Consider the following 23,585-nt stretch of genomic DNA (forward strand, 5'->3'; position numbering starts at 1 on the left):
CTCACCTCCTTAAAAATCGTATTCGCTGTGCCAGTTATGTAAATAGTCACCATAATACTCATCTGGCAATCCTAAGGAGCTCTGTGCTACTTCTCTAGTTAAGTTCTTTTTCTCAACAGTTTTAACTGCTGTCCGGTAATTTTTTTGTGTTGCCCGCAGATTATCAGTAAAAATAGTCAAAATATCAGCAGAATAATTTTCAGCTTTACCGATCTGCTCAACTACTGACACTAGCTCATCAACGTCATTGTTGACATAATAGACGTAGTAAAAATAGAGGTGGCGTATCTTCCGCTTTACTTCACTATTAATTCCTTTGGCAGCTGGAAGAATCCCTAGAGACATAACTTTTAGCACAGTGCGAACATCATTAATAATCACATGTTGATCTCTAGCTTCATTCGTATACTTAGCAACTATAGCTTTCTCTGCTTGATATTTAGCCTCATCAAAGATGAAACGTTTATTTTCAGTCAACAAATCTATCAAGTTTTCTACCCAAATAGAATCAAGTTGCGAAGAAAAGTCATTTGAATCATAATCGACCAATACAAAATCAACCACATTGATTGACCCAGTCTTAAACTTCATTCGTACTTTAATGTAATAGTGCTTTCCTGGTATATCCAACTTGCAGAGATATCTATCAGTGGTTTCAACTTCATTGAGCTTAAAATCAAATTTTCGTTGTGCAAAGTAATCATGCAAGATGTCTGGGTAGGTAATTTCTACTTCAGAAGCAGCGATTTGTGGGAACAGCTTTTCACGGCTGACTTCAATTAGCTGCTTAATCAAATCGATTTGATTGGATCGTTGATATTTTTGTACAGCATACGTCGTCTGATAATTCAGATTTAAAGGGTTCGTCAAATCTAGCGCGTTCAGTTTTCTGATTGTTGGCTGATATTTTACAAAGATGCTGGACGTACTTATTAAACTGTCGAAATTTTCTTCTGTATCTTGGAAAGGTGAGAAAGTGAAGTATCCATCATCAGGCCGCAAAAGCGGACTTTCAGGTAATTCTTCAATCTGCCATTTTTCCCGCAACATCCGAACAAATTTTTTATAGGTACTCATCTGCAGTAACACCCTAACTCTATTCTGCCCGCCGCTGATTCAGCGAGTAAATTACACTGGCAAGGCCTGCTACAAACATCAGTAATCCCCCCAGCCACAAATAATCCACGCTGTCCTTTACGTCCATGACAAATTGGAAGAAAAAAGAACCGAGCGGCACGAAAATGATTGCCGCCGTAAAGACAATACTGAATACCCGGCCAATGTAAGTCATATCCGCGTTGGTCTGAATGTAAGTCATAAACTGAATGTTAAAAACCGAAATACAGAAATTAAACAGGGTAATACAGATTATCGGCCCAAAAAGCCAATGACTAACTTGATACAGCGGTCTCATCACCGCCAGCGGCAGCCCAGCCACAGCAATAATCCAGAACAGATACTTGCTGGATAATTCCTTCCAAATCAAATTTGAAGCCACTGCTCCCAGCAAGCCACCAACTGATTCAGCCGTTAAAAAGAAAGCATAAGCATTCTTGCTAAAAGCAAAACTAGCAAAAGGAAGAATCAATTCGTAACCTGCCAAAATAAAGTTGATTATGCTGGCAAAAGCAATTACGATCAAAATATTTTTTTCAGCCAGCAGATACTTAAATGCATCCTTGATCTTGCTGAAACTGCTTTGCTTAGCTACCGGAGGCTCTGTTTCAAACAAAATATCCAGCTGTCTGATCAACAAACCAGAAATAATAAAAGTAAGTCCATCCAGCAGCAAAGCTATCTTGCTGCTAACAAATTTAGCGATCACCATGGCAAGCACGGGACCAGCAACCTTGATAGTTTGCTTGCAGCTTTCAAGCAAAGAATTGACCCGACCAATCTGTTCCTTGCGGACAATTTCACCAAAGACCGCCTTATATGCTGGATCTCTGATCGAAGACAAAACCGATAAAGCAATATTGACCACAATAATTGCGTATAAAAGCCAAATAGAGGGAACAAACACTGCCAGCGCAATGCACAAGAGACCGGCAATAATATCGCAAATCCAGATAATGCTCTTCCGCTGCTTCGTATCAGACAAGATTCCGCCTATAAAGTTGACGAAAACACTGACGATCGTTTCACTGCTCTGGTACACTGCCATCCAAAAACTGCCGTTCCCCAGTTTCGAAAGCCAGACAGAATTAACATAATCGAACAAAATATCCCCAAGCTTGGAAATACCATTGCTTGTTACAAGCTTGACGGTATTAGCTAGCTCTCTTTCATTTAATTTCATTTTTCACCTCACTAGCACCCCTTCATTTTTAAATTAAAAATATATTTAAAATAATAGCATTTCTCATTAAATTGTCAATTAAATTCCAGCACTTTTCATTTTCTAAACTTTTGTCATTCAAGATGATCGCCTACTTATCGCCAATATTTTTCAAAGTTTTTCATTGCAATATACAATCCGTATAAATTAAAGGTCTGTTTCCTTACTCTTTCTTTTTTAAAGAAAAAAGGCCATGCTCAAGCACAAAAAGTGTTTGGGCATGACCAAATAAGTTTATTATTAACTATTTCCTCACAAAAGCAACAAATCTTTACTAGTCTTGGTAAAAGGGTGGAAGCCGTCTTCATCAAGCCAGCCGCAGTCCTCGATTCTGACGCCCCCGACGCCCGGCAAATAGATCCCCGGCTCAATGGAAAAGCACATCCCTGCTTCCAGCTTCTGCTTGCTTCCCGGTTCCAGATTCACCGGCTCATGAACCTGCATTCCGATCCCGTGACCTAAGCGGTGGGTAAAGTACTGCCCGTAGCCCGCTTCTTCGATAACCCCGCGGGCCACCTGGTCCAGCTCACCTGCCGTCATCCCTGGTCTGGCCGCCCTAGCCGCTTCCTCCTGGGCTAACCGGACCGTCTCATAGATTTCCCGCTTTGCCGGGCTGATTTCGCCCAGGGCCACCGTCCGGCTGACATCTGAAGCATAGCCGCCTTTCATGATTCCCAAGTCAAAAATTACCATATCCCCGGCCTGAACCCCCTTTTGGCTGGGCAGACCGCTGACGCTGGCCGCGTTTTCCCCTGCCTGGACGATCAATGGGAAGCTTAAGTTCCCCATCCCCTTTTTCTTCAGCTGGTAGTCCAGTTCAAGGGCCAGCTCGCTTTCACTCATCCCCTGCCCCTCTTTTAAAAGGGCAAAAGCCAATTTCAGTGCCTGGTCGGCCTGTCTGCCAGCTGCCTGCAGCTTTTCAATTTCCGCCGGCGACTTGATCATCCGCTGGCTGGCCAGCCAGGAAGAGATGTCTGCTTCCAAATTCGCTTTTGGAAAAACTTCCTTAATCCCCCGGTAGTGACTGAGGGTCACCGCCCGCGCTTCCAGGGCCCAAACTTCTTTTGGCCAGGCGGCCATTTTTTCTTTGGCCTTCTCCCAAGGATTCTCCCCGTCTTGGTAAAAGCAGGCCCGGTCCGCCCAAGAAGTCTGCTTGACTTCTCCTTCATTGATGGCTGGAGCCAGCAAAAGGGCCTGGCTTGTTCTGGATACCAGCAAGGCAAAGACCCGCTCCTCCGTCCAGCTGCTGTAGCCAGTAAGGTAAGCAATGTCCACTGGATCAGCCACATAGGCCAGGTCAATGCCTTTTCCATCCAAGTAGGAACTTAAGCTGCTCAGATGCTCTTTCCAGGTTAATTTTCTTTCTTCTTTCATGCTTTTTCACTCCTAAAAAACTGTTTTTGCTTTGCTTTCATATTTCTTTCTTTTTTCTAGTGTTTTTTTAATCAATCTCCTAGGCAAAGCCATTTGACCATTATATAATTTCTATCAAATCCAAAAGTCATTCTATTGATCCATTTTTGGATTTGGGGAAACAAAAATTTTGCATCATAAGCACTGGCTTATTAGAAAGGATAACACAAATGAGCAATAAGCTTTGTCAAAAACGGCTGACCAGCCCGCAGAAGTTCAAGCTTGATTTTCAGAAAATATTGCCGCGGAAATCTTTTCCGCGGTTTTTTTGCTGCAATTTTTCTTTTTTTCTGACAACTTTTTCTATCAATTGTTCTAAGAAACAGATCAATTAAAATGATATAATAATTCATATAGCAAAGAAAGCGCTTTTACAAGAAAGGAAACGCCTATGAACAAGCAGAAATTGCGGCTGTCCATCAGCCTCTACCTCAACTACGTGGCCCACGGCTTCGGCCTCTTGATCCTCTCCCAGAACATGACCGCCCTGGGTAAAAGCTGGTCGGTCCCCTTGAAGCTGGTTTCCTTCGTCATCTCAGGCGTGGGGATCGGCCGCCTCTTGGCCTACCTGATCACCGGCTACCTGGCCGACAAGATCAGCCGGAAGTTCTTCGTCTACCTAGGCATGACCTGCTATCTTGTTTTTGCCTTGGGCATCCCCTTCTCCAAAAACGTCTACCTGGCTTACGGCCTGGCCATCTTAGCCGGGATCGCCAACTCCGCCCTGGACGCCGGGACCTACACGACTTTTGCCGAAATGGGGCAAAAGGGCAGCCGGGGCAACATCTTGATCAAGGCCGCCGCCTCCTTGGGCGAATTCATCCTGCCCCTTTTGGTGTCCAGCCTCCACCGCCACCAGCTCTGGTACGGCTACAGTTTCATGGTCATGGCCGGTATCTTAATCGTCAACGCCATTCTCCTGGCGCCCTTGAAGTTCCCGCAGCCTGGTCAAAAGGAGGCTGAAAGCGGGCAAAATTCCGCCAAGAGCCAGAAGAGCTGGCTGACCACGGGCTGCTTTGCCCTCTACGGCTATGCCTCCATGGCCCTCATGATCTGGTTCACCCAGTGGATTACCCTTTTTGGGCAAAAACAAGGCTTCTCCACTTCCACCAGCCACCTCTTTCTTTCCTTATATAGCGTCGGTTCCATCATTGGGGTCTTCATCCTCTTCGGCCTGCTCAGCCGGGAAGTCTCCCCTTACGCCATCCTCTTGATCATGAACGTCTTAGCCACTTTGATGGTCCTTTTGCTTTTATTCAGCCACTCCGCAATTTTGTCTGAATTTGCCTCCTTCATGTTTGGCCTGACGGCCGCCAGCGGGATCATGCAGACGGGCCTTAACGCCTTCATGGAATTCTTCCCTGACAAAAAGGGCCTGGCTACCGGTATCTTCTACTTCTTTGGGGCAGCTGCTTCCTTTACAGTCCCGATCATCACCGGCGTCTTATCAGACATCGACATCCGCCTGGCCTTTGGCGGGGACCTGGCTGTTGGCATCTTAGCCTGCCTTTTGGTTACCGTCATCTCTGTCAGCCACGGTAAAAGAAGCGCGGCTGAAGCTAAACAATAGTAAGCAAGTTGATATATTTTTTTAAGTAGTTCTCTTGTTTGAAAGTTCTTTCATCAGCTCTTGCAAAATTCAATCAGTGCTATAATTTTTATAAAAGACACGTTAATTTTTTCATGACATGAGGAAGGCACAATGGCAGACAAGCTTTATCAGTTCAGTGATCAAGAACGAGTAAGATACGAGAAAACGCCTCTGCCGCTTATCGTCCTCCAGGTCATCGATGGTGAATATCACGTTTTGCTGGTTTCCGATGACTATTGCAAGATGGTGGGGTCTGACCGGCAGTCCATGCTGGAATACCTCAACCACCACAGCTTTGGCCGGGTTCACCCGGCTGACGTTGCTCACCTGGCGACTTTTTCTGCTGCCGCCGTCAAGTACCCGGAATGTCACTTGACCTACCGCTTGTCGATCAAGGGCGAGTACCATACCCTTTTTGCCCACTCCAAGCGGATCAAGACTAGCGATGGAACTACTCTTTTGCTGGTCACCTACTTTGACCTGGGCAACGACCAAAGCCAACAAACCCGCCAGCAGCTTGAGTCTCCCGACATCGACCTCCTGACCGGCCTGCCCAACACCAGCTATTTTGGCAAGTTTGGAGATGACTTTTTAAGTAAGCTCCTGGCCCGATCCGGCCAAGTTGACGTAATCTACTTCGACATTATCTCCCTGCGTTCATACAATGACCATTTCGGCTTTCTGCAGGGCAACCAGTTTGTCAAGAAATGCGGGGAAATAATCCGAGCTTGCTTCCCTGAGGGACTGACCCTCCGCTATGTTGATGACTCTTTCTTGACCATTACGGCCCCGGTCCAGCTCAAGCGGGTACTGCCGGAGATTCAAAAGAAGACAGCCACTTTTTCCGCTGACAAAATCACGACGCTCAGAGCGGGCGTTTACCAGGTTAAAGAGCCTGAATCAGCCACCAGCGCGGTCGACAAGGCCTACCTGGCCTTGCGCCACATGGGCGACGACCGACAGAAGGCTTACCAGATCTACAATAATTCAGTCAAGAAGCACTTTGAGCTGCAGGACTATTTGATCGGTCATTTTGAAGAAGCCCTCAGCCAGAATTGGCTGAAAGTCTACTACCAGCCGATCTTCAACCTCTATTCCCAAAAGGTTTGCAGCTTGGAAGCCGTCTCCCGCTGGCAGGAGCCAGGCAAAGCAACTTTGAAAGCCAGCCGCTTTATCTCAGTTTTGGAAAGAAGCGGCTTGGTCTACCAGCTTGATCTTCATGTCCTGGATAAGGCCTGCCGCCTGCTGAGTCAAAGGCGGGCCGACAATCTGCCTACCATTCCCATCTCGATCAACCTGTCGCCCAGCGACTTCAACCTCGACGGCTTTGCCGACCAGGTTGTCGAAATCACCCAGAAATACCAGATTCCCCATATGATGATCCAGTTTGACCTTATGGCCCAGCCGGTTTCAGCTGACCACCAACACTTAAAAACGGCCGCGGCTAATTTGCAAAAAAAGGGCTTCAAGATCTGCCTGGACCGCTATGGCGGCGAAAACAGCGACTTGTCAACTGAGACTCTGCTGGAATATAATTTCGACTATCTCAAAGTCGACGTCCGCAGCTTCACCAGCAACCGGCAAAGGGCCAAGATCATCCTGGCTTCGATCATCAACATGTCCCGCTTGCTCAAGATCGTCCCCATCGTCAAGGGCGTTGAAGACAAGGGCATGCTCAACTTTATCCATTCTTTTGGCGTCATGCTGACGCAAGGCCGGCTCTTAGCTAAAGAACTGCCAGAAGAAGAGATTGGGAAAAGCAAGCTGGAATTTGAAAACGTCGAAGAACGGGCTCTCTTTACCGGCTTAAGCCATATTAACGTCCTTGATCCCTACCTGGAGACCAAAAGTAGACTGGACAATAATTTTGAAAATCCCCACCCTAACTCCATCTTCATCGTCCAGAATCAGCAGGCTAATCTTGTCTACAGTAACAGCGCTTTCCGCTCCTGGACCGAGCACTTGGGCTACGCGGACTTAGATTCATTCATCAGAACCTGCAACAGCGCGGCTACCGGCAACTACAGCCGCTTCTGGACCGGTGTTGATCAATGCCGACAGGTCAATGAAATTGCCCAGTTTGACTGGATCACTGACCAAGAACAGTTCAAGATCCGCCTGCAGCTGATTTCCAAAACCGACAACCTGGCCGCTTTTCTCACAGATGGCTACAAGGTCAAGAACCGGACTCCGCAGCAAGTCTACCAGAACTGGATCGGGCAAAACGGAGACCTGGATTCTGAAAAGATCCGCCTGGCCCTGCTGGAAAGCAGCAATGTTGGCTTTTTCTGGAAAAACCGGCGGCTGGAATATTTAGGCGCCAACCAACGCTTTTTGGACTATCTCGGCTTAAATCTCAAAGACATCCTCCACAAAAAGAGCAGCGGAAGATGGAACAAGGAGCTACTGGACTACCAAAAGCGGGAAAGCCAACTGTTAAAAGACGGAATGGCCTTGGACGACTACTTGACTCTCAATGTCAATGGCAATCGCCGAACCTTCCACTACTACCTCTCGCCTGTCTACGAAGGAGACGCGGTCAGCGGCCTGCTTGGCTTTACCGTTGACGTTACCAGCCGGATGGACGAACTGGCTGCCTTACAGATTGAAGCCGCCCGCGATCCTTTGACCACTTTGAAGAACCGGCGCAGCTTTGACCGGGACTTCGGCTATTTGACTCAAAAAGACATCGTGGTCATGATGATCGACATCGACTACTTCAAGACTTTTAACGATAAATTCGGCCACCTTTACGGGGACGCCGTCTTGCAGAAGATCTCCGAAACTCTCCTGCACGTCTATGGGATCGGCCACTGCTACCGCTATGGGGGCGATGAATTCTTGATCATCGAGGACTTTGAGTCCCAGCAGCTCTTGCGAGAGGATGATCAAAAAGTGCGCAAGCTCTTGGAGCAGGTCAAAATTTTGGATTTAAAATTCGACATTCATATTTCTGCCGGCTACGTCTACGGCCAGGCCCAGACGGCAGACGAAGTAGACAAGATGATCCAGGAAGCCGACCAAATGCTTTACAAGAGCAAGGAAAGCGGCCGCAACCAGATTAATGGCGGACCGTCTATCTACAATTAGTGCTTAGTGCTTTTATTTAGCTTAATGAACATTAAAAATCCACCCTCGCGGGTGGATTTTTTCGTTCTTTCTTCTTTTACTTTCGTTCTGTTCTATATTTGGCAATTTTTACCGCAGCCGGTGCTGGAACTGCTTTTCAATGCCGGCCTTAAAGACCAGGCTGTAGCCCAAGGTCGCCCCAACGGCTGCCTGCAGGCATTCAAAGGGAAACTTGACCAAAGAAATTGCCGGAGTGGCGTAGACGAAGGCCCGGCCCAGGGTGTAGCCAGTCACCATCACGGCCGCGCCTAAAAGAACACCCAAGATGACTTTCTTTTGCTCGCCGGCAAACTTATGGGCGAAGTAAGAGATGATCAAGGCTTCAAAGCCGTGAGAGAAGAGGCTGACAAACATGGGCGCCGGGTAGAAAAGGAAGTCGCCCAGGAAGGCCCCCACCCCGCCAACTACAAAGGCTTCTGACGGCGAAAGCAGCAGGGCTGCCGCCACGATGACCACGTCATTGAAGTAAAGGTGACCGCCCGGGACAGGGATACTGAATGAAGACAAAGCAACGTTCATCGCCATCAAAACGGCGACGACGGCGGTTCTTTTGACTGACCATGATTTTTGCATGTTTTTTCCTCCATCTTATTCGTTTAGTGACTATGTTTACTATTCTATCACTTTTTCAGATTTATTTAAGCTTGTTCCTTACAAAAAATAAGAAAAAATATGAGCAAACAAAAGAAATTAATAATGTTGGGAAAGAAAAAGGCCAAGCGGAGGATAGCTTGGCCTTTTCGGATTTATGACTGATAATTCTTGATTTTAATGGCAGAAATAGCTTATGTTACAGGATTGGCTTTCTTCTCATGGCCACGGTCTTGATGTTCAAGAGGTCCTTGGCAGTGATGTTGTGGGAAACTGAGTTGGCCCCGTATGAACCGGTCCCCAGGGTCAAGGATGGCATCATGTTGTTGTAGACCCCGCCGATCCCGCCGAGAGCAGCCGGGCTGTTGACCAGGATCCGGCAGGCAGACATGGCAAAGGCAAACTTGCGGATGACCTTGCTGTTTTGGGTGTGGATGCCGGCAGTGTGGCCCCGGCCGCCGTAGTTCAAGAGGTCGGTGCAGATCTTGAAGGCTTGGGCACTGTTTTCTGCCTTGTAGAGGGTGAAGACCGGGGACAGCTTTTCAGCTGACAATGGGTACTTCGGGCCAACGCCCTCGTATTCAGCCACGATGACTTGGGTGTCAGCCGGCACGGTCACCCCGCACATTTCAGCGATCTTGACCGCGCTCTTGCCGGCCATCGGGCCAGCTACCGTCCCCCGGCGCGGGTCGATGAAGTGTTCTTCAAAGAGCTTGATTTCGTCAGGCTTTAAGAAGTAGCAGTGGCGCTTTAAGAAGGCTTCCTTGACTTGATCATAGATCTCCTTGTCAACAACGACGGAGTTTTCTGAGGCACAGATCATCCCGTTGTCAAAAGTCTTGGACAAGACGATATCGTTTACTGACTGTTCGATGTCGGCCGTCTTTTCGATGTAGGACGGGCCATTGCCTGGGCCCACGCCCAAGGCCGGCTTACCAGTTGAGTAGGCTGCCTTAACCATGCCCGGGCCGCCAGTTGCCAAGACCATCTGCACCTTTGGGTTGTTCATGAGGGCAGTCGTGGCCGTGAGGCTTGGGTGTTCAATCCATTGGATCCAGTTTTCCGGTGCCCCGGCAGCCACCGTAGCTTCCTTGATCAGCTTGGCCGTTTCCACGCAGCACTTTTGGGCTTGCGGGTGGAAGCCGAAGATGATGGTGTTCTTGCTCTTCATGGCGATCATGGCCTTGAAGATAACCGTGGAAGTCGGGTTGGTGACTGGCGTTACCCCGGCGATGACCCCGATCGGTTCAGCGATCTTCATCAAGCCTTCTGCCTTGTCTTCTTCGATCACTCCGACCGTCTTCATGTCCTTCATGCTTTCCCAGATGGTTTGGGAAGCGTAGGTGTTCTTGGTCACCTTGTCTTCAACCTTGCCCCGGCCAGTTTCGTCAACTGCCATTTGGGCCAGGCGGCGGGCATTGTCTTCGCCAACTTTTTCAATGACTTGGCAAAGCTTGTCCACGTCTTCTTGGCTGAAGTCGTCCATTTGAGCTAAGGCTTCATGTGATTTATCAACCAAAATATCAACATTGTGGTAGATTTCATCTTCAGTTTCAACTGCTTTTTCCACGTTAACAGCGCTTTGCTTAGGCATTATATCGTCTCCTGCTTTTCGTTTATTTCTTGTGATATATTTATCAATTACTACTATAACAGCATTTAGAAAAAAGAAAAGAGGGTAAAATCCCTCTTTTTTAACGACACAAGAAGTTGATTTTCCCTTATAATTTGCCTTATTAACGATGTAAGCGGTACCTGTCTTTTGATTTTGTGAACAAATTATTTTATTCTCCTTTTCCACTTTTGCAAAAGATAGCGATTTCTATCACAAAAGTTAAAAGGCGATTTTTCAGCATTTTTTAGCAGTGATTCTCTGATTTGGATACCTGCATTCTCCTTTTTTCACTTAAAAAGACCAGGTAAAAGTCTTTTTACCTGGTCTTAGTTCAGTAACTTTTTCACTTGGCCTCTGTAATTTAGTTGCTTTTTGCAAATAAAAAGGACTCAAACGAGTCCTTAAATTTCTTTTCTACTTAAATGGGTTGTAAAAGCGGCCCTGGTTTAGGTGCCAGAAGTAAAGCATCAAGAGAACCAGCAAAACCGCCACTCCCAAGCTCAGCCAGTCGCTGCCTTTGAGCTTTTGGGAAGTATACCAGGTCCGCTTCTTTTTGGACCCGAACCGGCGCAGCTCCATGGCCGTGGAAATCACCGTGATCCGGTCTAAACTGGACAGGATCAAAGGCATGACGATGTTGACCGTCCCCTTGGCCCGGTCGGCCAGCTTGGCCTTCTTGGAAATCTCATTGCCCCGGGCCTGCTGGGCATGGGAGATCGCCCAGTAGCTTTCCTGGATGTCTGGAATATAGCGCAGGGCCAGGGAAAAGGCGTAAGAGAAACGGTAGCTGATCCCGATCTGGTTCAGACTGGAAGCAAACTGGCTGGGATTGGTCGTCAGCAGGAACAAGATCGCGATCGGTACGGCGCAGATATACTTGAGCATCAGGTTGAAGAGATAAAAAGTTTCCTCAGCCGTTAAAGCAAAAAAGCCGCTGCCCAGCAAGACGTGCTTGCTGCCGTAAAGGTCAGCCCCGTAGCTGGGCTGGAAGACGTAAACCAAAACTAAATTCAAGACCGCGAAAATCATGATCAAGTTGACCACGACAGACACCTGACGCCACTTGACCTGGGAAACTTTGAACAAGGCCAAAGACAGGATGCACACGATCAGCAAAAAGCGGGTGTCATAAGTCACCATGCAGGCCACCGAAGTAATAATCAAGAATAAAAGCTTGGTGGTCGCGCTCAAGCGGTGGACAAAGGTCTTCCCTGGCGTGTAGCCTAAAACAGCATCATTCATTTCTGTCTTCCCCCAATCTTTCCCGTTCATAAGCCGCGAACTTGCGGGCAAAACCTTCTGGATCCGGCAGGCCGTAGTGCTGGGCCAGGTCAAAGAGGCTGACCTGGCGGAGGCTGGCCTCTTGGACCAGCTTTTCATCAGTCAGAAGATCAACCGGCGTGGTGTCGGCAATCAAGCGTCCCTTGGCAAAAACAAGTGACCGGTCAGTGTATTCCATCATCAAGTGCATATCGTGGGTGATGATCATGATCGTCTTGCCGGCTTCGTTCAATTCCTTCAAGAAGGACATGATTTCCGTGTAGGTCTTCCAGTCCTGGCCAGCCGTCGGCTCATCCAAGATCAAGAGGGCCGGTTCCAAAACCAAAATAGCGGCAATCGTCACCCGCTTCTTTTGCCCAAAGCTGAGGGCGGAAACCGGCCAGTTTCTGAAGGGGTACAGGCCGCAAATCTTGAGCACCTTGGCCACTCTTTCCTTGACCTCGTCTTCTGGCACTTTCCGCAAGCGCAGACCCAGGGCCACTTCATCAAAGATCATGGTCTGGCTGATCATCTGGTTGGGATCTTGCATCACGTAACCAATCTTGTCCGCCCGCTCCTTGATGGACAAGCCGGCCATATCCTCGCCTTTCCAGGCAATCTCGCCCGTGTTTTGCAAAAAACCGCAGATTAAGCGGCAAAGGGTGGTCTTCCCCGCCCCGTTTTGTCCAACGATGGAGACAAAGTCCCCCTCCTTGATGACGGCATTAACGTCTTTTAATGGGTATTTTTGATCGACGCTGTAGGCAAAGCCGACATTCTTCAAGGTCAAGAGCTCTCTGCCAGCTGCCTTTTTAGCCGGCAGTTCGTAGCTGTTTTGCCAGGTCAAAAGCTTCTCCTTGACATCCCCGTCAACCGGCAGATCTTCCAGCGGAGTCAACTTGTCCAATTTATTCAAATCAATCCCGGCCGTCTTCATGGCGTCCAGGTACAGGGGATTTCTGACCCCAACAGCTTCCAGGCGGTCAGCCTTGAGCAGGTCATCTGGCTTCTGGTCAGCTAAAATCCGGCCATCATCAACCAAGACGATCCGGTCTACTTCCTCAGCCAAGACTTCTTCCAGGCGGTGCTCAATAATGATAACCGTGGCCCCGAACTTCTTCTGCATCTGGTCGATAAGACGCATGGTCTTGTAACCTGATGCTGGGTCCAGGTTGGCCAAGGGTTCGTCAAAGAGCAGGATCGGGGACTCGTCGACTAAGACCCCAGCCAGGGCCACCCGCTGCTTTTGCCCGCCCGATAGGCTTTGCGGGGACTGCTTGAGCAAGTCGCCCAGATCCAGCTCCTTGGCCCAGCGGTCCACCACCTGCTTCATTTTGTCCTGGGGCACGCAGTCGTTTTCCAGGGAAAAGGCAATGTCTTCCCCGACCGTCAAACCGATAAACTGGGCGTCAGTGTCCTGGAGAATGGTTGAAGTGGTAAAAGATAAGTCAAACAGGCCAGTCTGACTGATGTCCTTGCCATCAATCAAACACTGGCCTGTGATCGTCCCTTTATCCAGGTTGGGAATCAATCCATTCAAGCACTTGCCCAGGGTTGACTTGCCAGACCCTGAGGGCCCGGCCAGCAATACTTTTTCCCCCTGCTCAATCGTCAAATTGATGTCACGGAGGGTTGGCTCCTGCTGGCTGTCGTACTGAAAAGAAAAATCTCTAAACTGAATCAGACTTGTCATATATTAATTCCTTAATCCTTGTGCAAACTGCCCTTCTTGACCCGGCTGCCGGCGTAAAGCTTAAGCAGGATGGTGCCTAAAACCGCGATGGTCAAGCCATCCATCAAGGTGGTCAAGCCGGCCTGGGCAAAGACCTTGGCAGCTGGTTCGCTGTTCAAGACCATGTCACCCACGGCCCCCAAGAGGAACCAAACGATAGCGTTGGCTGCAACCTGCACGACGTTGAAGATGACCATTTCCTTGGTGCTGAATTCACCTTGGTCAATGTTAACGCGCAAAGCGTAGAGGCCAATCAAGAAGCCCAAAAAGCCTGCCGCGAAGTTCCAGTTCCACCAGGTCTGCCCGTACATGATGAGGTCCAAAAGCACGTGGCCGATAAAACCGACCCCGAAGCCGACCGTTGGCCCGTAAATCATGGCAATCATGGCCAGGAAGGCGTAAACCAGTTCAAAGTTGGTGTTTGGCAAACCGCTTGGGATTGAGGCAAAACGGCCGACAATCACGAAAACGGCTGATCCAATTCCCAAGGCGGCGATGTTCTTGGGACTTAACTTCCACATATCCTTATTCATAATAATTCTCTCCAATTCCTATTTTTTACTTGTTGACCTTGCTGATCTTGACCTGCCAGTCGGTCCCGGTACCGATGTGGTGAACAGCGGCAAAGGATTCCTGGTTGAGGGCAATCCCGATGTTGACCAGGGAGTTGATGTAGACCAGCGGCTGGCCAAGGTTGACTTCCGCGAATGACCGGACAAATGGGATGTGTTCCTGGTAGACGGCCACATTCTGGTGCAAGATGGTAACCAAAAGACTGTCGCCCCGGTCGATAGACAGCTTTTTAACCATTTCCAGAGGAATGTTGGTCCACAAGGAACCAAAGCGGACGTCCAAAACGTCGATAGTGCCGACGGCCGTGTCGCCTTGCAGGCGGGGTTCAATCACCGGCAGAGTCACCAGACTGTCGACTGGTGTTTCTTCACCCAATTCTTCAAAAGCCACCTGCCCGCTGGCCAGCATAGCCCCGTTATAAGCGTAGACATCCCGGCCATGGAAGGTGTTGCTTTCCTGGGAGTGCGGCAGGCGGTTCTTGTTTTCATCAATCACCCGGACAGCTTCCACCCCTTCATACTTGTAAATATGAGTCAAAGTCCCGTTGTCTGGGGTAATGACATAGTGGCCGGACTTGGTCTTGACGGCGATTGACCGGCGAGCAGAGCCAACGCCTGGGTCAACGACAGAAACGAAGACCGTGTCTGCTGGCCAGTACTTGATGGTTTGGTAAAGCCGGTAAGAGGCGTTCCAAATGTCGTAAGGTGGGATTTCATGGGTCAAGTCAGAGACATTGATGTCACTGGCGACCGTGTGAGCCACGCCATGCATGGCGCTGACCGCCCCATCTACTAAACCAAAGTCTGTCTGCAGGACCAACATTTTATTATATGCCATCCAAATTCCGCCTTTCAATCGTTTTTAATTTTTAATATCTATTTAAGATACTCTCTTTGCCAGTTTATGTCAAGAAAAGCATTCGGATTTCACAAAAACGTCCAGCTTTTTAGGCTTGTTTTCGCTTACTTTTTACCGGAAAAGCTAACATTATCAACAAAAAACAGCCATGACACGGTCATGACTGTATAATCTGTTTGATTCAGTTTTAGTTATCGGCCTGCTTTTCCTTCCTCCGCTGGTGGAAGTAGCAGAAGCCACCGAAGAAGATGACCCAGGCTGTGGCCAGGCTGGCGCCGAAGACATCTTCTTTGACGAAGAAGAGGCTGAAGAAGATGACCAGGAAGAAGGCAATCGTCAAGGGACTGGTTACCTGGTAAAAAGGCATCTTGAAGCCGTCCGGCAAAAAGTCGCTGGACTTGCGGTACTTACGGTGAGCCAGCAGGGCCAGGACGTAAACCAGGATGAAGATGTCACTGGTTGCCCCGGCGACCATGCTGAAGGCTTCAATCGCCGTGTTTGAGAAGCTGAGGATCGGCGCGATCAAAGAGAACAGAACCGAGATCATGATTCCCTTTGCCGGTACCCCATTCGGGGAGATTTTGGCAAAATGCTTCTTCAGCCAGCTGCCCCGGTGGGCTTCTTCTGCCAATTGGAAGAAGTGTCGACCAGCTGAGAAGATGGTTGAGTTCAAGGCTGAGGCCGCGCTAGTCAGAACCACGAAGTTCAAAACTGAAGCTGCCGTGGTGAAGCCAGCCAGCTGGAAGACCTGGACGAACGGACTGCTTGAGGCAGACACTGACCGCCAAGGGACCACGCACATGATCACGGTTAAAGTACCGATGTAGAAGATCAAGATTCTCAAAAGGGTCTCGTTTACCGCCTTCTTAATCACCCGGTGCGGGTCCGCGGCTTCCCCGATCGTAATGGTCACGAATTCAATCCCCGCAAAGGAGAAGAAGACCATCGGGAAGGCCGTAAAGAAGGCATAAGTGCCATTTGGCGCCAGCTTGAAGTTCTTGGTCAAGTTGCTTAAAGAAGCATAGCCAACTGGAGTTTTTGCGTGGACCGCCACTAGGAAGATCCCGGTCAAGATCATGGAAATAATAGCGATGATCTTGATCATGGCAAACCAGAATTCAGTTTCCCCAAAGAGGCGAGCTGCCGTTAAGTTCAGCAGGGTCAAGGCTCCTAAAAAGATAAGCTCAACCAGCCAAAGTGGCGCGTGCGGGAACCAGTACTGGAAGTAGGTCCCGACCGCTGTAAGTTCGGCCATGCAGGCAAAAAGCAGGCCGATCCAGTAGGACCAGCCGGCAAAGTTGCCCGCCGCAGGCCCCAGGTATTTAGTAATAAATGAAACGAAGGTATGGTGGTTGGGGTCTGAGTAAAACATTTCTCCCAATGCCCGCAGCATAAAGAAGAAGAAGACACCCATAAAAGCATAAATCAAAATGACTGACGGCCCGGTGGCAGAGATTGTGCTGCCGGCCCCCAAGAAGAGACCAGTCCCGATTGTGCCCCCGATGGCAATCATCTGTACGTGCCGGTTCGATAAAGACCGGACCGTTCCGTCCGCGTTTTCGTGTTCTTTCGCCATCTGTCCTCCTAAATAATTAAAATAATATTAGTGCATAATTGTTTTAATGATAGAACAAATAGCTGAAAAAGTAAAGTTTTTAAGTTAAATTGGCTTGATTTTCGGCTTAGTAATCTTCGTTAATATAGTAGTCCAAGTCCCCCAACTGAGAATTCTTTAACGGCGTTTCGTCATATAGCTTGTTTTTCTTCAAGAAAGCAATCGTGTGGCTGTAGTTGGCGTAAACCGGGTATTCAACCGTAGCACTATCTGACTTTGTCGCTGCCCAGTCGATCTTGATCCTACCGACTGGTTTCTGCCGGCTGGCCAGCTTGTAATCCCATTTGGCCAAGTCTTGCTTGTAAGCCTTGCGGAATTCGCTGTAAAGCTTGCCGTCTTCCAGCTTAACCGTCTTCTTGCCGCTCTTATAGGCAATGGATACGGTGCCCAGCTTGTCCATGATCATCTGGTCATGGTAGATCTGGAAGTAGCCCCGCTTGTAAGCCTTTGTTTTACTGATCTGCTCGAAGTATTTATCCAGATCCTCTTCCCGCATATTATAAACTCTGGTTTTAACCTGGCCATTCTTCATTCTGAACAAGAAGCGCAGCTGGATTATCGTTGCTTGATCGTGATCCGTCTTCTGGCTTTGCTTGCTGCCGGCTTTAGCAAGTTGCAAGAGCTCGTTTGAAGACGGCAAATACATGTACTTGGCCGCGTATTCATTTGCGCTAGTACTATCGGCAGACTGGCCAATATAGTAGGCGCTAAAAGCTCGGTCATCCGGAGCAATTGCTACGCTGGCCACTTGATCACTTGCAGGCAACCAGTTGTCGAACTGTTTACCTCCCCAGTGCATACCGACAAAAATTGCCAAGCCAGCCGCGGTCAACAGCAATCCCTGGCCAAAGTGGTTCTTCCATGCGGCCAGATCAAACTTGAAGATAACTTCCATGATGCTTGCGGTCAGCAAGCCAATGATAACAGCACCCAAGATTCCGCAAACAAATTTGTTTCCAGAAATCAAGTAGCCTAAAATCCCGCCAAAGGCTGCGAAGAAGATAACCAAGATAATTTTTACTGCCTGTTCAATCCAAGCAAAGGTAACAGCTCTGCCAGCTTTTTCATTGGCTCGCTTCTGGTAGGCCCAGTATGCCAGACCCAGGTAAAGAACAGTCCAGAGCAGGTTTAAGCCTATTCCAAGCCAGTGATTGCTGTTAAAGGCCTGCGACCAAGGATTGGTGTATGGTTGCCAGCCATAGTCATAAGTACCAGCAGTATGAGCAATGGAGCTAAAGAAAGTCGAATGCAGAAAGAGCACACCCAGTTCAAAGCAGGAGAAGAAGATCGTGGCTAAGCCAGCCACAAAAGTATTCCCCGTGACCATCATGCTCAAAACGGCAATCCCGTACCAGGCTGAAAAGGTCAGTAAATTATTCAAACAGCTCTGCCATATTCCAGCGTTGGTCATCACGTTGGCCCCAGCGGCCATGCAAATCGTCAGACCGACCAAGAAAAAGGCAAGGTAAATAACGCTGAAAGTAAGCAGGCTGTTAACCGTGATTCCGATATACCGGGTCTTGCGACTGATGGGTTGACTTTCATAGAAGTCTACTTGCCGCGGTACATGCAAATAGCGAAAGGCTTCAAAGCCGAAGTAGACGCCGAAAAGTCCTGTGATAATCGGCGTTACAGAATTTCGGTAATTGAAGTAGTATCTAACCGCACTCTGCAGGCTTTCATATGGTTCTTCACCACTAATCAAGAGAAGCATGGTCCCAACGATGTAGAACATGGCCATGACCAAAACAGTCAAGGCTACGGGAACCTTCCGATGCCGCAGGATTTCTTTTTGCGGCAGAGCATGTTTATTTAAGGATGAGTTTGCGCGTGTCATAGCCAACTGCCTCCGCTTCTGCAATAAAGATTTCTTCCAAGGTCAACGGCAGGATTTCGAAGAAGGTCATCGGCACATGGTCAAAGACCGCTTCGACTTCACTCCGGCTCCCCCGCACTACCAAAGTGTGCAGGCGGCCCCGGCTGCTGTGGTCAACCACCTTCAGCTTGCCCAGGACTTCCTCCATGTCCCGGTCGTCCTTAAAGACGCACTGCAATTTCTGGATTTCCAGCTTCATGTCGGCCAGGTCTTCTGATAAAAGCAGACCGCCGCTGTGCAGGAAACCGATGTGGTCACAAATATCTTCCAATTCCCGCAAGTTGTGAGAGGCAATGATCGGGGTTAATTGTCGCCGGTCCATGTCTTCGGCAAACAAACTCTTCATGCTCTGCCGCATAACCGGGTCTAAGCCGTCAAAAACCTCGTCTAAGAGCAGGTACTTGGTGTTAGCACATAATCCTAGCAGGATAGCTAATTGCCGCTTCATGCCCTTAGAATAGTCGTGTATGCGGCGCTCAGGCTCTAAGCGGAAGTCGGCCAGCAAGCTGGCAAAACGCTCTTGGTCAAAGTCCTGGTAAACTGCCGCGTAGTCCTTAGCCATAGACTCAGCTGTGGCATTTGGAAAGAAGTAGGGGTCATCCGGAATAAAGCAAAACTTTTCTTTAGCAGCTGGATTGTCATAAACCGGCAGGCCGTCAATGGTGATATGGCCAGAAGTTGGCCGCAAGATGCCAGCGATCATCCGCAAGAGAGTACTCTTGCCGGCCCCGTTGGTCCCGATCAAGCCAAAGACCCGGTCTTCTTCAATGGTCAGGTTAAGGTTCTTGATGGCCTCAGTCTGCCCATAATCCTTGTTTAGTGCATCAATCTCGATCATCTTCTGCCGCCTCCTCCATGGCTTCAGCAAACAATTCTTGTGGATCAAGTCCCACAGCTTGAATCTCCTTAATTAAATCAATCATTTTCCCTTTCAGCTCTTCTTTTTGCTTGCTCTTCAGCGTTTCATTGGCCCGGACGAAATTTCCCCGGCCCTTGACGCTGTATACGTATCCCTCCCGTTCCAGCGCGGCATATGCCTTCTGCACTGTATTAGGGTTAGTCGACAATTCCATGGCCAACTTCCGCACCGATGGCAGCTGCTCGTCCGGCAGCATGACTCCAGTCAGAATCAGCTGCTTGTATCTGTCAGCGATCTGCTGGTAAATCGGCCGGCTGTCCAAATAGTCAATAAAGTCCACTAGCTCGCTCCTTTCTAGCTGTCTCTACTGTACTATTTATTCTAGTACACTAAAAACGAATTGACAAGCAATTGTCAAAAAGAAAACAGATTGTTTCTAAAGTAAAATAATCAGCCAAGGAAATTTAGAAAGAAAAGAAAAATAACAGAAAGAAAAAATAAACGAAAACACAAAAAAAGAAGCAGGTATCTACCTGCTTCTCAGTGACGGTCCATGCGGGATTTGAACCCGCGATCTCCTCCGTGACAGGGAGGCGAGATAGACCACTGCTCCAATGGACCAAATATTCTGTTCTGCCATTCGGCAATGACCCGTACGGGATTTGAACCCATGTTACCGCCGTGAAAGGGCGGTGTCTTAACCACTTGACCAACGGGCCAGATGGAGGATACAGGGCTCGAACCTGTGACCCTCTGCTTGTAAGGCAGATGCTCTCCCAGCTGAGCTAATCCTCCAATGCACCCAGTAGGACTTGAACCTACAACCTTCTGATTCGTAGTCAGACACTCTATCCAGTTGCGCTATGGGTGCATTTATTCAATTAAGCATCGCTTGATGCTAAGCGGAAGACGGGATTCGAACCCGCGACCCCCACCATGGCAAGGTGATGTTCTACCACTGAACTACTTCCGCATGATAAAAGCCAGGCTAGACAGTCTGGCTGATCGAGCGCGGCAGCTTCCTATCCTCGCAGGCAGTTTCCCACCAACTACTTTCGGCGTTAAGAAGCTTAACTGCTGTGTTCGGCATGGGAACAGGTGTATCCTTCTTGCCATTGCCACCGCACTCTCTTTGAGCTTGCACGCTCAAAACTGAATATCTCTTCCAAGTCAAAACCTTCATTGCTTCGCTCTTTTGGTCAAGTCCTCGACTGATTAGTACCGGTCCGCTCCAAAGCTCACGCTTCTTCCACTCCCGGCCTATCTACCTCATCGTCTCTGAGGTGTCTTACTTTCTTGAAGAAATGGGAAATCTCATCTTGAGGGGGGCTTCGCACTTAGATGCTTTCAGCGCTTATCCCGTCCGCACATAGCTACCCAGCGATGCCTTTGGCAAGACAACTGGTACACCAGCGGTGCGTCCATCCCGGTCCTCTCGTACTAAGGACAGCTCCTCTCAAATTTCCTGCGCCCACGACGGATAGGGACCGAACTGTCTCACGACGTTCTGAACCCAGCTCGCGTGCCGCTTTAATGGGCGAACAGCCCAACCCTTGGGACCGACTTCAGCCCCAGGATGCGACGAGCCGACATCGAGGTGCCAAACCTCCCCGTCGATGTGAACTCTTGGGGGAGATAAGCCTGTTATCCCCAGGGTAGCTTTTATCCGTTGAGTGATGGCCCTTCCATGCGGTACCACCAGATCACTAAGCCCTACTTTCGTACCTGCTCGAGTTGTCTCTCTCGCAGTCAAGCTCCCTTTTACCTTTACACTCTGCGAATGATTTCCAACCATTCTGAGGGAACCTTTGGGCGCCTCCGTTACACTTTAGGAGGCGACCGCCCCAGTCAAACTGCCCGTCAAACACTGTCCTCGGCCTGGATCACAGGCCTGAGTTAGAGCATCCGTCAAGCAAGGGTAGTATCCCAACAGCGCCTCAGATAAGACTGGCGTCCTATCTTCTCCGGCTCCTACCTATCCTGTACATGCTTGACAGATACCCAATATTAAACTGCAGTAAAGCTCCATGGGGTCTTTCCGTCCTGTCGCGGGTAACCCGCATCTTCACGGGTATTATAATTTCACCGAGTCTCTCGTTGAGACAGTGCCCAAATCATTACACCTTTCGTGCAGGTCGGAACTTACCCGACAAGGAATTTCGCTACCTTAGGACCGTTATAGTTACGGCCGCCGTTTACTGGGGCTTCAATTCAAACCTTCGCTTGCGCTAAGCTCTCCTCTTAACCTTCCAGCACCGGGCAGGTGTCAGCACCTATACTTCATCTTACGATTTTGCAGATGCCTGTGTTTTTGATAAACAGTTGCTTGGGCCTTTTCACTGCGGCTGATCTTGCGACCAGCGCCCCTTCTCCCGAAGTTACGGGGCCATTTTGCCGAGTTCCTTAACGAGAGTTCTCTCGCTCACCTGAGGATACTCTCCTCGACTACCTGTGTCGGTTTGCGGTACGGGTGCACCGTCTCTGGCTAGAAGCTTTTCTCGGCAGTGTGACGTCGCAGCCTTCGCTACTTTAATTTCGCTCCTCATCACGCCTTGTCCTTAAGAAAGCAAGCATTTGACTCGCTCTCAGACTTGACGCTTGAACGTGGTATCCAGCACCACGCGCTGCTAGCCTCCTGCGTCCCTCCATCGCTCATAACGATTCGGTGCAGTACAGGAATCTCAACCTGTTGTCCATCGACTACGCCTCTCGGCCTCGCCTTAGGTCCCGACTTACCCTGGGCGGACGAGCCTGCCCCAGGAAACCTTAGTCTTGCGGCGGACAGGATTCTCACCTGTCTTTCGTTACTCATACCGGCATTCTCACTTCTAGAAGCTCCACATGTCCTCTCGGTCATGCTTCACCGCCGCTAGAACGCTCTCCTACCACGTGCATAATGCACATCCACAGTTTCGGTATCATGCTTAGCCCCGGTAAATTTTCGGCGCGGCGTCACTCGACTAGTGAGCTATTACGCACTCTTTGAATGATGGCTGCTTCTGAGCCAACGTCCTAGTTGTCTGCGCAACTCCACATCCTTTTCCACTTAGCATGAATTTTGGGACCTTAACTGGTGATCTGGGCTGTTTCCCTTTCGACTACGGATCTTATCACTCGCAGTCTGACTCCCGCACATAAATGTCTGGAATTCGCAGTTTATCTGAATTCAGTAACCCTTGACGGGCCCCTAGTCCAAACAGAGCTCTACCTCCAGCATCCTCTTTGCGAGGCTAGCCCTAAAGCTATTTCGGAGAGAACCAGCTATCTCCAAGTTCGTTTGGAATTTCACCGCTACCCACAACTCATCCCCGCAATTTTCAACTTACGTGGGTTCGGTCCTCCAGCGCGTTTTACCGCGCCTTCAACCTGGTCATGGGTAGGTCACTTGGTTTCGGGTCTGCGTCAGCCAACTGCTCGCCCTCTTCAGACTCGCTTTCGCTGCGGCTCCGTCTTTTCTGACTTAACCTTGCTGACTAACGCAACTCGCCGGTTCATTCTACAAAAGGCACGCCATTACCCGTTAACGGGCTTTGACTACTTGTAGGCACACGGTTTCAGGTTCTCTTTCACTCCCCTCCCGGGGTTCTTTTCACCTTTCCCTCACGGTACTGGTTCACTATCGGTCACTGGTTAGTATTTAGCCTTGCGAGATGGTCCTCGCGGATTCAAACGGGATTTCACGTGTCCCGCCCTACTCAGGATACTGATAGGCCTTCTTTGGATTTCGCTTACGGGGCTCTCACCCTCTCTGGCGCGTCTTCCCAGACGCTTCTGCTATCCTCTGAAGTGCCATGTCTCAGTCCTACAACCCCGGCAGATAAATCTGCCGGTTTGGGCTCTTTCCTGTTCGCTCGCCGCTACTTGGGAAATCGATATTTCTTTCTCTTCCTGCAGCTACTTAGATGTTTCAGTTCACTGCGTGTTCCTTTCTTGTGCTATGTATTCACACAAGAATAGCATGTCTGCACATGCTGGGTTCCCCCATTCGGAGACCTCCGGATCAAAGCCTACTTACGGCTCCCCGAAGACTTTCGCGGTTAGTCGCGTCCTTCATCGGCTTCCAGTGCCAAGGCATTCACCGTGCGCCCTTCTTCACTTGACCTTGCAAGTCAGTTCTTTCGAACTCTCTCGGTCG

Annotated in this window: 14 protein-coding genes, 5 tRNA genes, 2 rRNA genes and 1 pseudogene; 2 read left to right on the forward strand and 20 right to left on the reverse strand. The window is 49.2% G+C overall.

From position 1 onward, the window contains the following. Positions 1-9: 9 nt before the first annotated feature. The 3 genes from ACYVUT_RS08435 to ACYVUT_RS08445 all read right to left on the reverse strand — a co-directional run bounded on the left by ACYVUT_RS08435 (position 10) and on the right by ACYVUT_RS08445 (position 3,712). Positions 10-1,077, reverse strand: coding sequence for a hypothetical protein (locus ACYVUT_RS08435; protein ID WP_484501844.1), 1,068 nt, complete (start codon positions 1,075-1,077; stop codon positions 10-12). Between the two features lie 19 nt (positions 1,078-1,096). Next, positions 1,097-2,299, reverse strand: coding sequence for an MFS transporter (locus ACYVUT_RS08440; RefSeq protein ID WP_484501845.1), 1,203 nt, complete (start codon positions 2,297-2,299; stop codon positions 1,097-1,099). Between the two features lie 291 nt (positions 2,300-2,590). Further along, positions 2,591-3,712, reverse strand: coding sequence for an aminopeptidase P family protein (locus ACYVUT_RS08445; RefSeq protein WP_484501846.1), 1,122 nt, complete (start codon positions 3,710-3,712; stop codon positions 2,591-2,593). 430 nt (positions 3,713-4,142) lie between these two features. Between ACYVUT_RS08445 and ACYVUT_RS08450 the strand changes: the two genes are divergently transcribed. Continuing rightward, the gene (locus ACYVUT_RS08450) at positions 4,143-5,321 is read left to right on the forward strand and encodes an MFS transporter (RefSeq protein WP_484501847.1); all 1,179 of its coding nucleotides are present in this window, start codon (positions 4,143-4,145) and stop codon (positions 5,319-5,321) included. 132 nt (positions 5,322-5,453) lie between these two features. Beyond that, positions 5,454-8,432, forward strand: a complete 2,979-nt coding sequence (locus tag ACYVUT_RS08455; RefSeq protein WP_484501848.1) for an EAL domain-containing protein — start codon at positions 5,454-5,456, stop codon at positions 8,430-8,432. 108 nt (positions 8,433-8,540) lie between these two features. Here ACYVUT_RS08455 and ACYVUT_RS08460 read toward each other — a convergent pair whose 3' ends face one another. From ACYVUT_RS08460 to ACYVUT_RS08540, 17 genes and pseudogenes are all read right to left on the reverse strand, one after another. Continuing rightward, positions 8,541-9,044, reverse strand: coding sequence for an ECF transporter S component (locus ACYVUT_RS08460; RefSeq protein ID WP_439775451.1), 504 nt, complete (start codon positions 9,042-9,044; stop codon positions 8,541-8,543). A 232-nt stretch (positions 9,045-9,276) separates the two neighbouring features. After that, positions 9,277-10,656, reverse strand: a pseudogene (locus tag ACYVUT_RS08465) (aldehyde dehydrogenase family protein); the annotation flags it as partial. Between the two features lie 435 nt (positions 10,657-11,091). Then, on the reverse strand, positions 11,092-11,919 hold the full coding sequence (locus ACYVUT_RS08470) for an energy-coupling factor transporter transmembrane component T family protein (protein ID WP_484501849.1): 828 nt from the start codon (positions 11,917-11,919) through the stop codon (positions 11,092-11,094). Beyond that, entirely contained in the window at positions 11,912-13,630 is a 1,719-nt protein-coding gene (locus ACYVUT_RS08475) for an ABC transporter ATP-binding protein (RefSeq protein WP_484501850.1), read from the reverse strand. The genes ACYVUT_RS08470 and ACYVUT_RS08475 overlap by 8 nt, the downstream gene beginning before the upstream one ends. 11 nt (positions 13,631-13,641) lie before the next feature. After that, complete coding sequence (locus tag ACYVUT_RS08480) at positions 13,642-14,202, reverse strand: ECF-type riboflavin transporter substrate-binding protein (protein WP_484501851.1); 561 nt, start codon at positions 14,200-14,202, stop codon at positions 13,642-13,644. A 25-nt stretch (positions 14,203-14,227) separates the two neighbouring features. Beyond that, positions 14,228-15,079 (reverse strand): SAM hydrolase/SAM-dependent halogenase family protein, encoded by an 852-nt coding sequence (locus ACYVUT_RS08485; RefSeq protein ID WP_439775447.1) that lies wholly within the window; start codon positions 15,077-15,079, stop codon positions 14,228-14,230. Positions 15,080-15,287: 208 nt separating this feature from the next. Then, positions 15,288-16,676, reverse strand: coding sequence for an amino acid permease (locus tag ACYVUT_RS08490; RefSeq protein WP_484501852.1), 1,389 nt, complete (start codon positions 16,674-16,676; stop codon positions 15,288-15,290). A gap of 106 nt (positions 16,677-16,782) precedes the next feature. Next, on the reverse strand, positions 16,783-18,552 hold the full coding sequence (locus ACYVUT_RS08495) for a DUF6449 domain-containing protein (protein ID WP_484501853.1): 1,770 nt from the start codon (positions 18,550-18,552) through the stop codon (positions 16,783-16,785). Continuing rightward, positions 18,524-19,429, reverse strand: coding sequence for an ABC transporter ATP-binding protein (locus tag ACYVUT_RS08500; RefSeq protein WP_439775444.1), 906 nt, complete (start codon positions 19,427-19,429; stop codon positions 18,524-18,526). Before ACYVUT_RS08500 ends, ACYVUT_RS08495 begins: the two co-directional genes overlap by 29 nt. Beyond that, positions 19,416-19,790, reverse strand: a complete 375-nt coding sequence (locus ACYVUT_RS08505) for a GntR family transcriptional regulator (protein WP_003611829.1) — start codon at positions 19,788-19,790, stop codon at positions 19,416-19,418. The genes ACYVUT_RS08500 and ACYVUT_RS08505 overlap by 14 nt, the downstream gene beginning before the upstream one ends. Positions 19,791-19,997: 207 nt before the next feature. Next, positions 19,998-20,071: transfer RNA gene (locus ACYVUT_RS08510), tRNA-Asp, on the reverse strand. Between the two features lie 26 nt (positions 20,072-20,097). Continuing rightward, a tRNA-Glu gene (locus ACYVUT_RS08515) sits at positions 20,098-20,169 on the reverse strand. A 3-nt stretch (positions 20,170-20,172) separates the two neighbouring features. Continuing rightward, a tRNA-Val gene (locus ACYVUT_RS08520) sits at positions 20,173-20,245 on the reverse strand. 2 nt (positions 20,246-20,247) lie between these two features. Beyond that, a tRNA-Arg gene (locus tag ACYVUT_RS08525) sits at positions 20,248-20,321 on the reverse strand. Positions 20,322-20,351: 30 nt separating this feature from the next. Beyond that, positions 20,352-20,423, reverse strand: a tRNA-Gly gene (locus ACYVUT_RS08530). Positions 20,424-20,459: 36 nt separating this feature from the next. Further along, positions 20,460-20,576, reverse strand: a 5S ribosomal RNA gene (rrf, locus tag ACYVUT_RS08535). A 69-nt stretch (positions 20,577-20,645) separates the two neighbouring features. Beyond that, positions 20,646-23,552: ribosomal RNA gene (locus tag ACYVUT_RS08540) — 23S ribosomal RNA — on the reverse strand. Between the last annotated feature and the right edge of the window lie 33 nt (positions 23,553-23,585).

The sequence above is a fragment of the Lactobacillus sp. WILCCON 0059 genome (genome assembly GCF_057197985.1).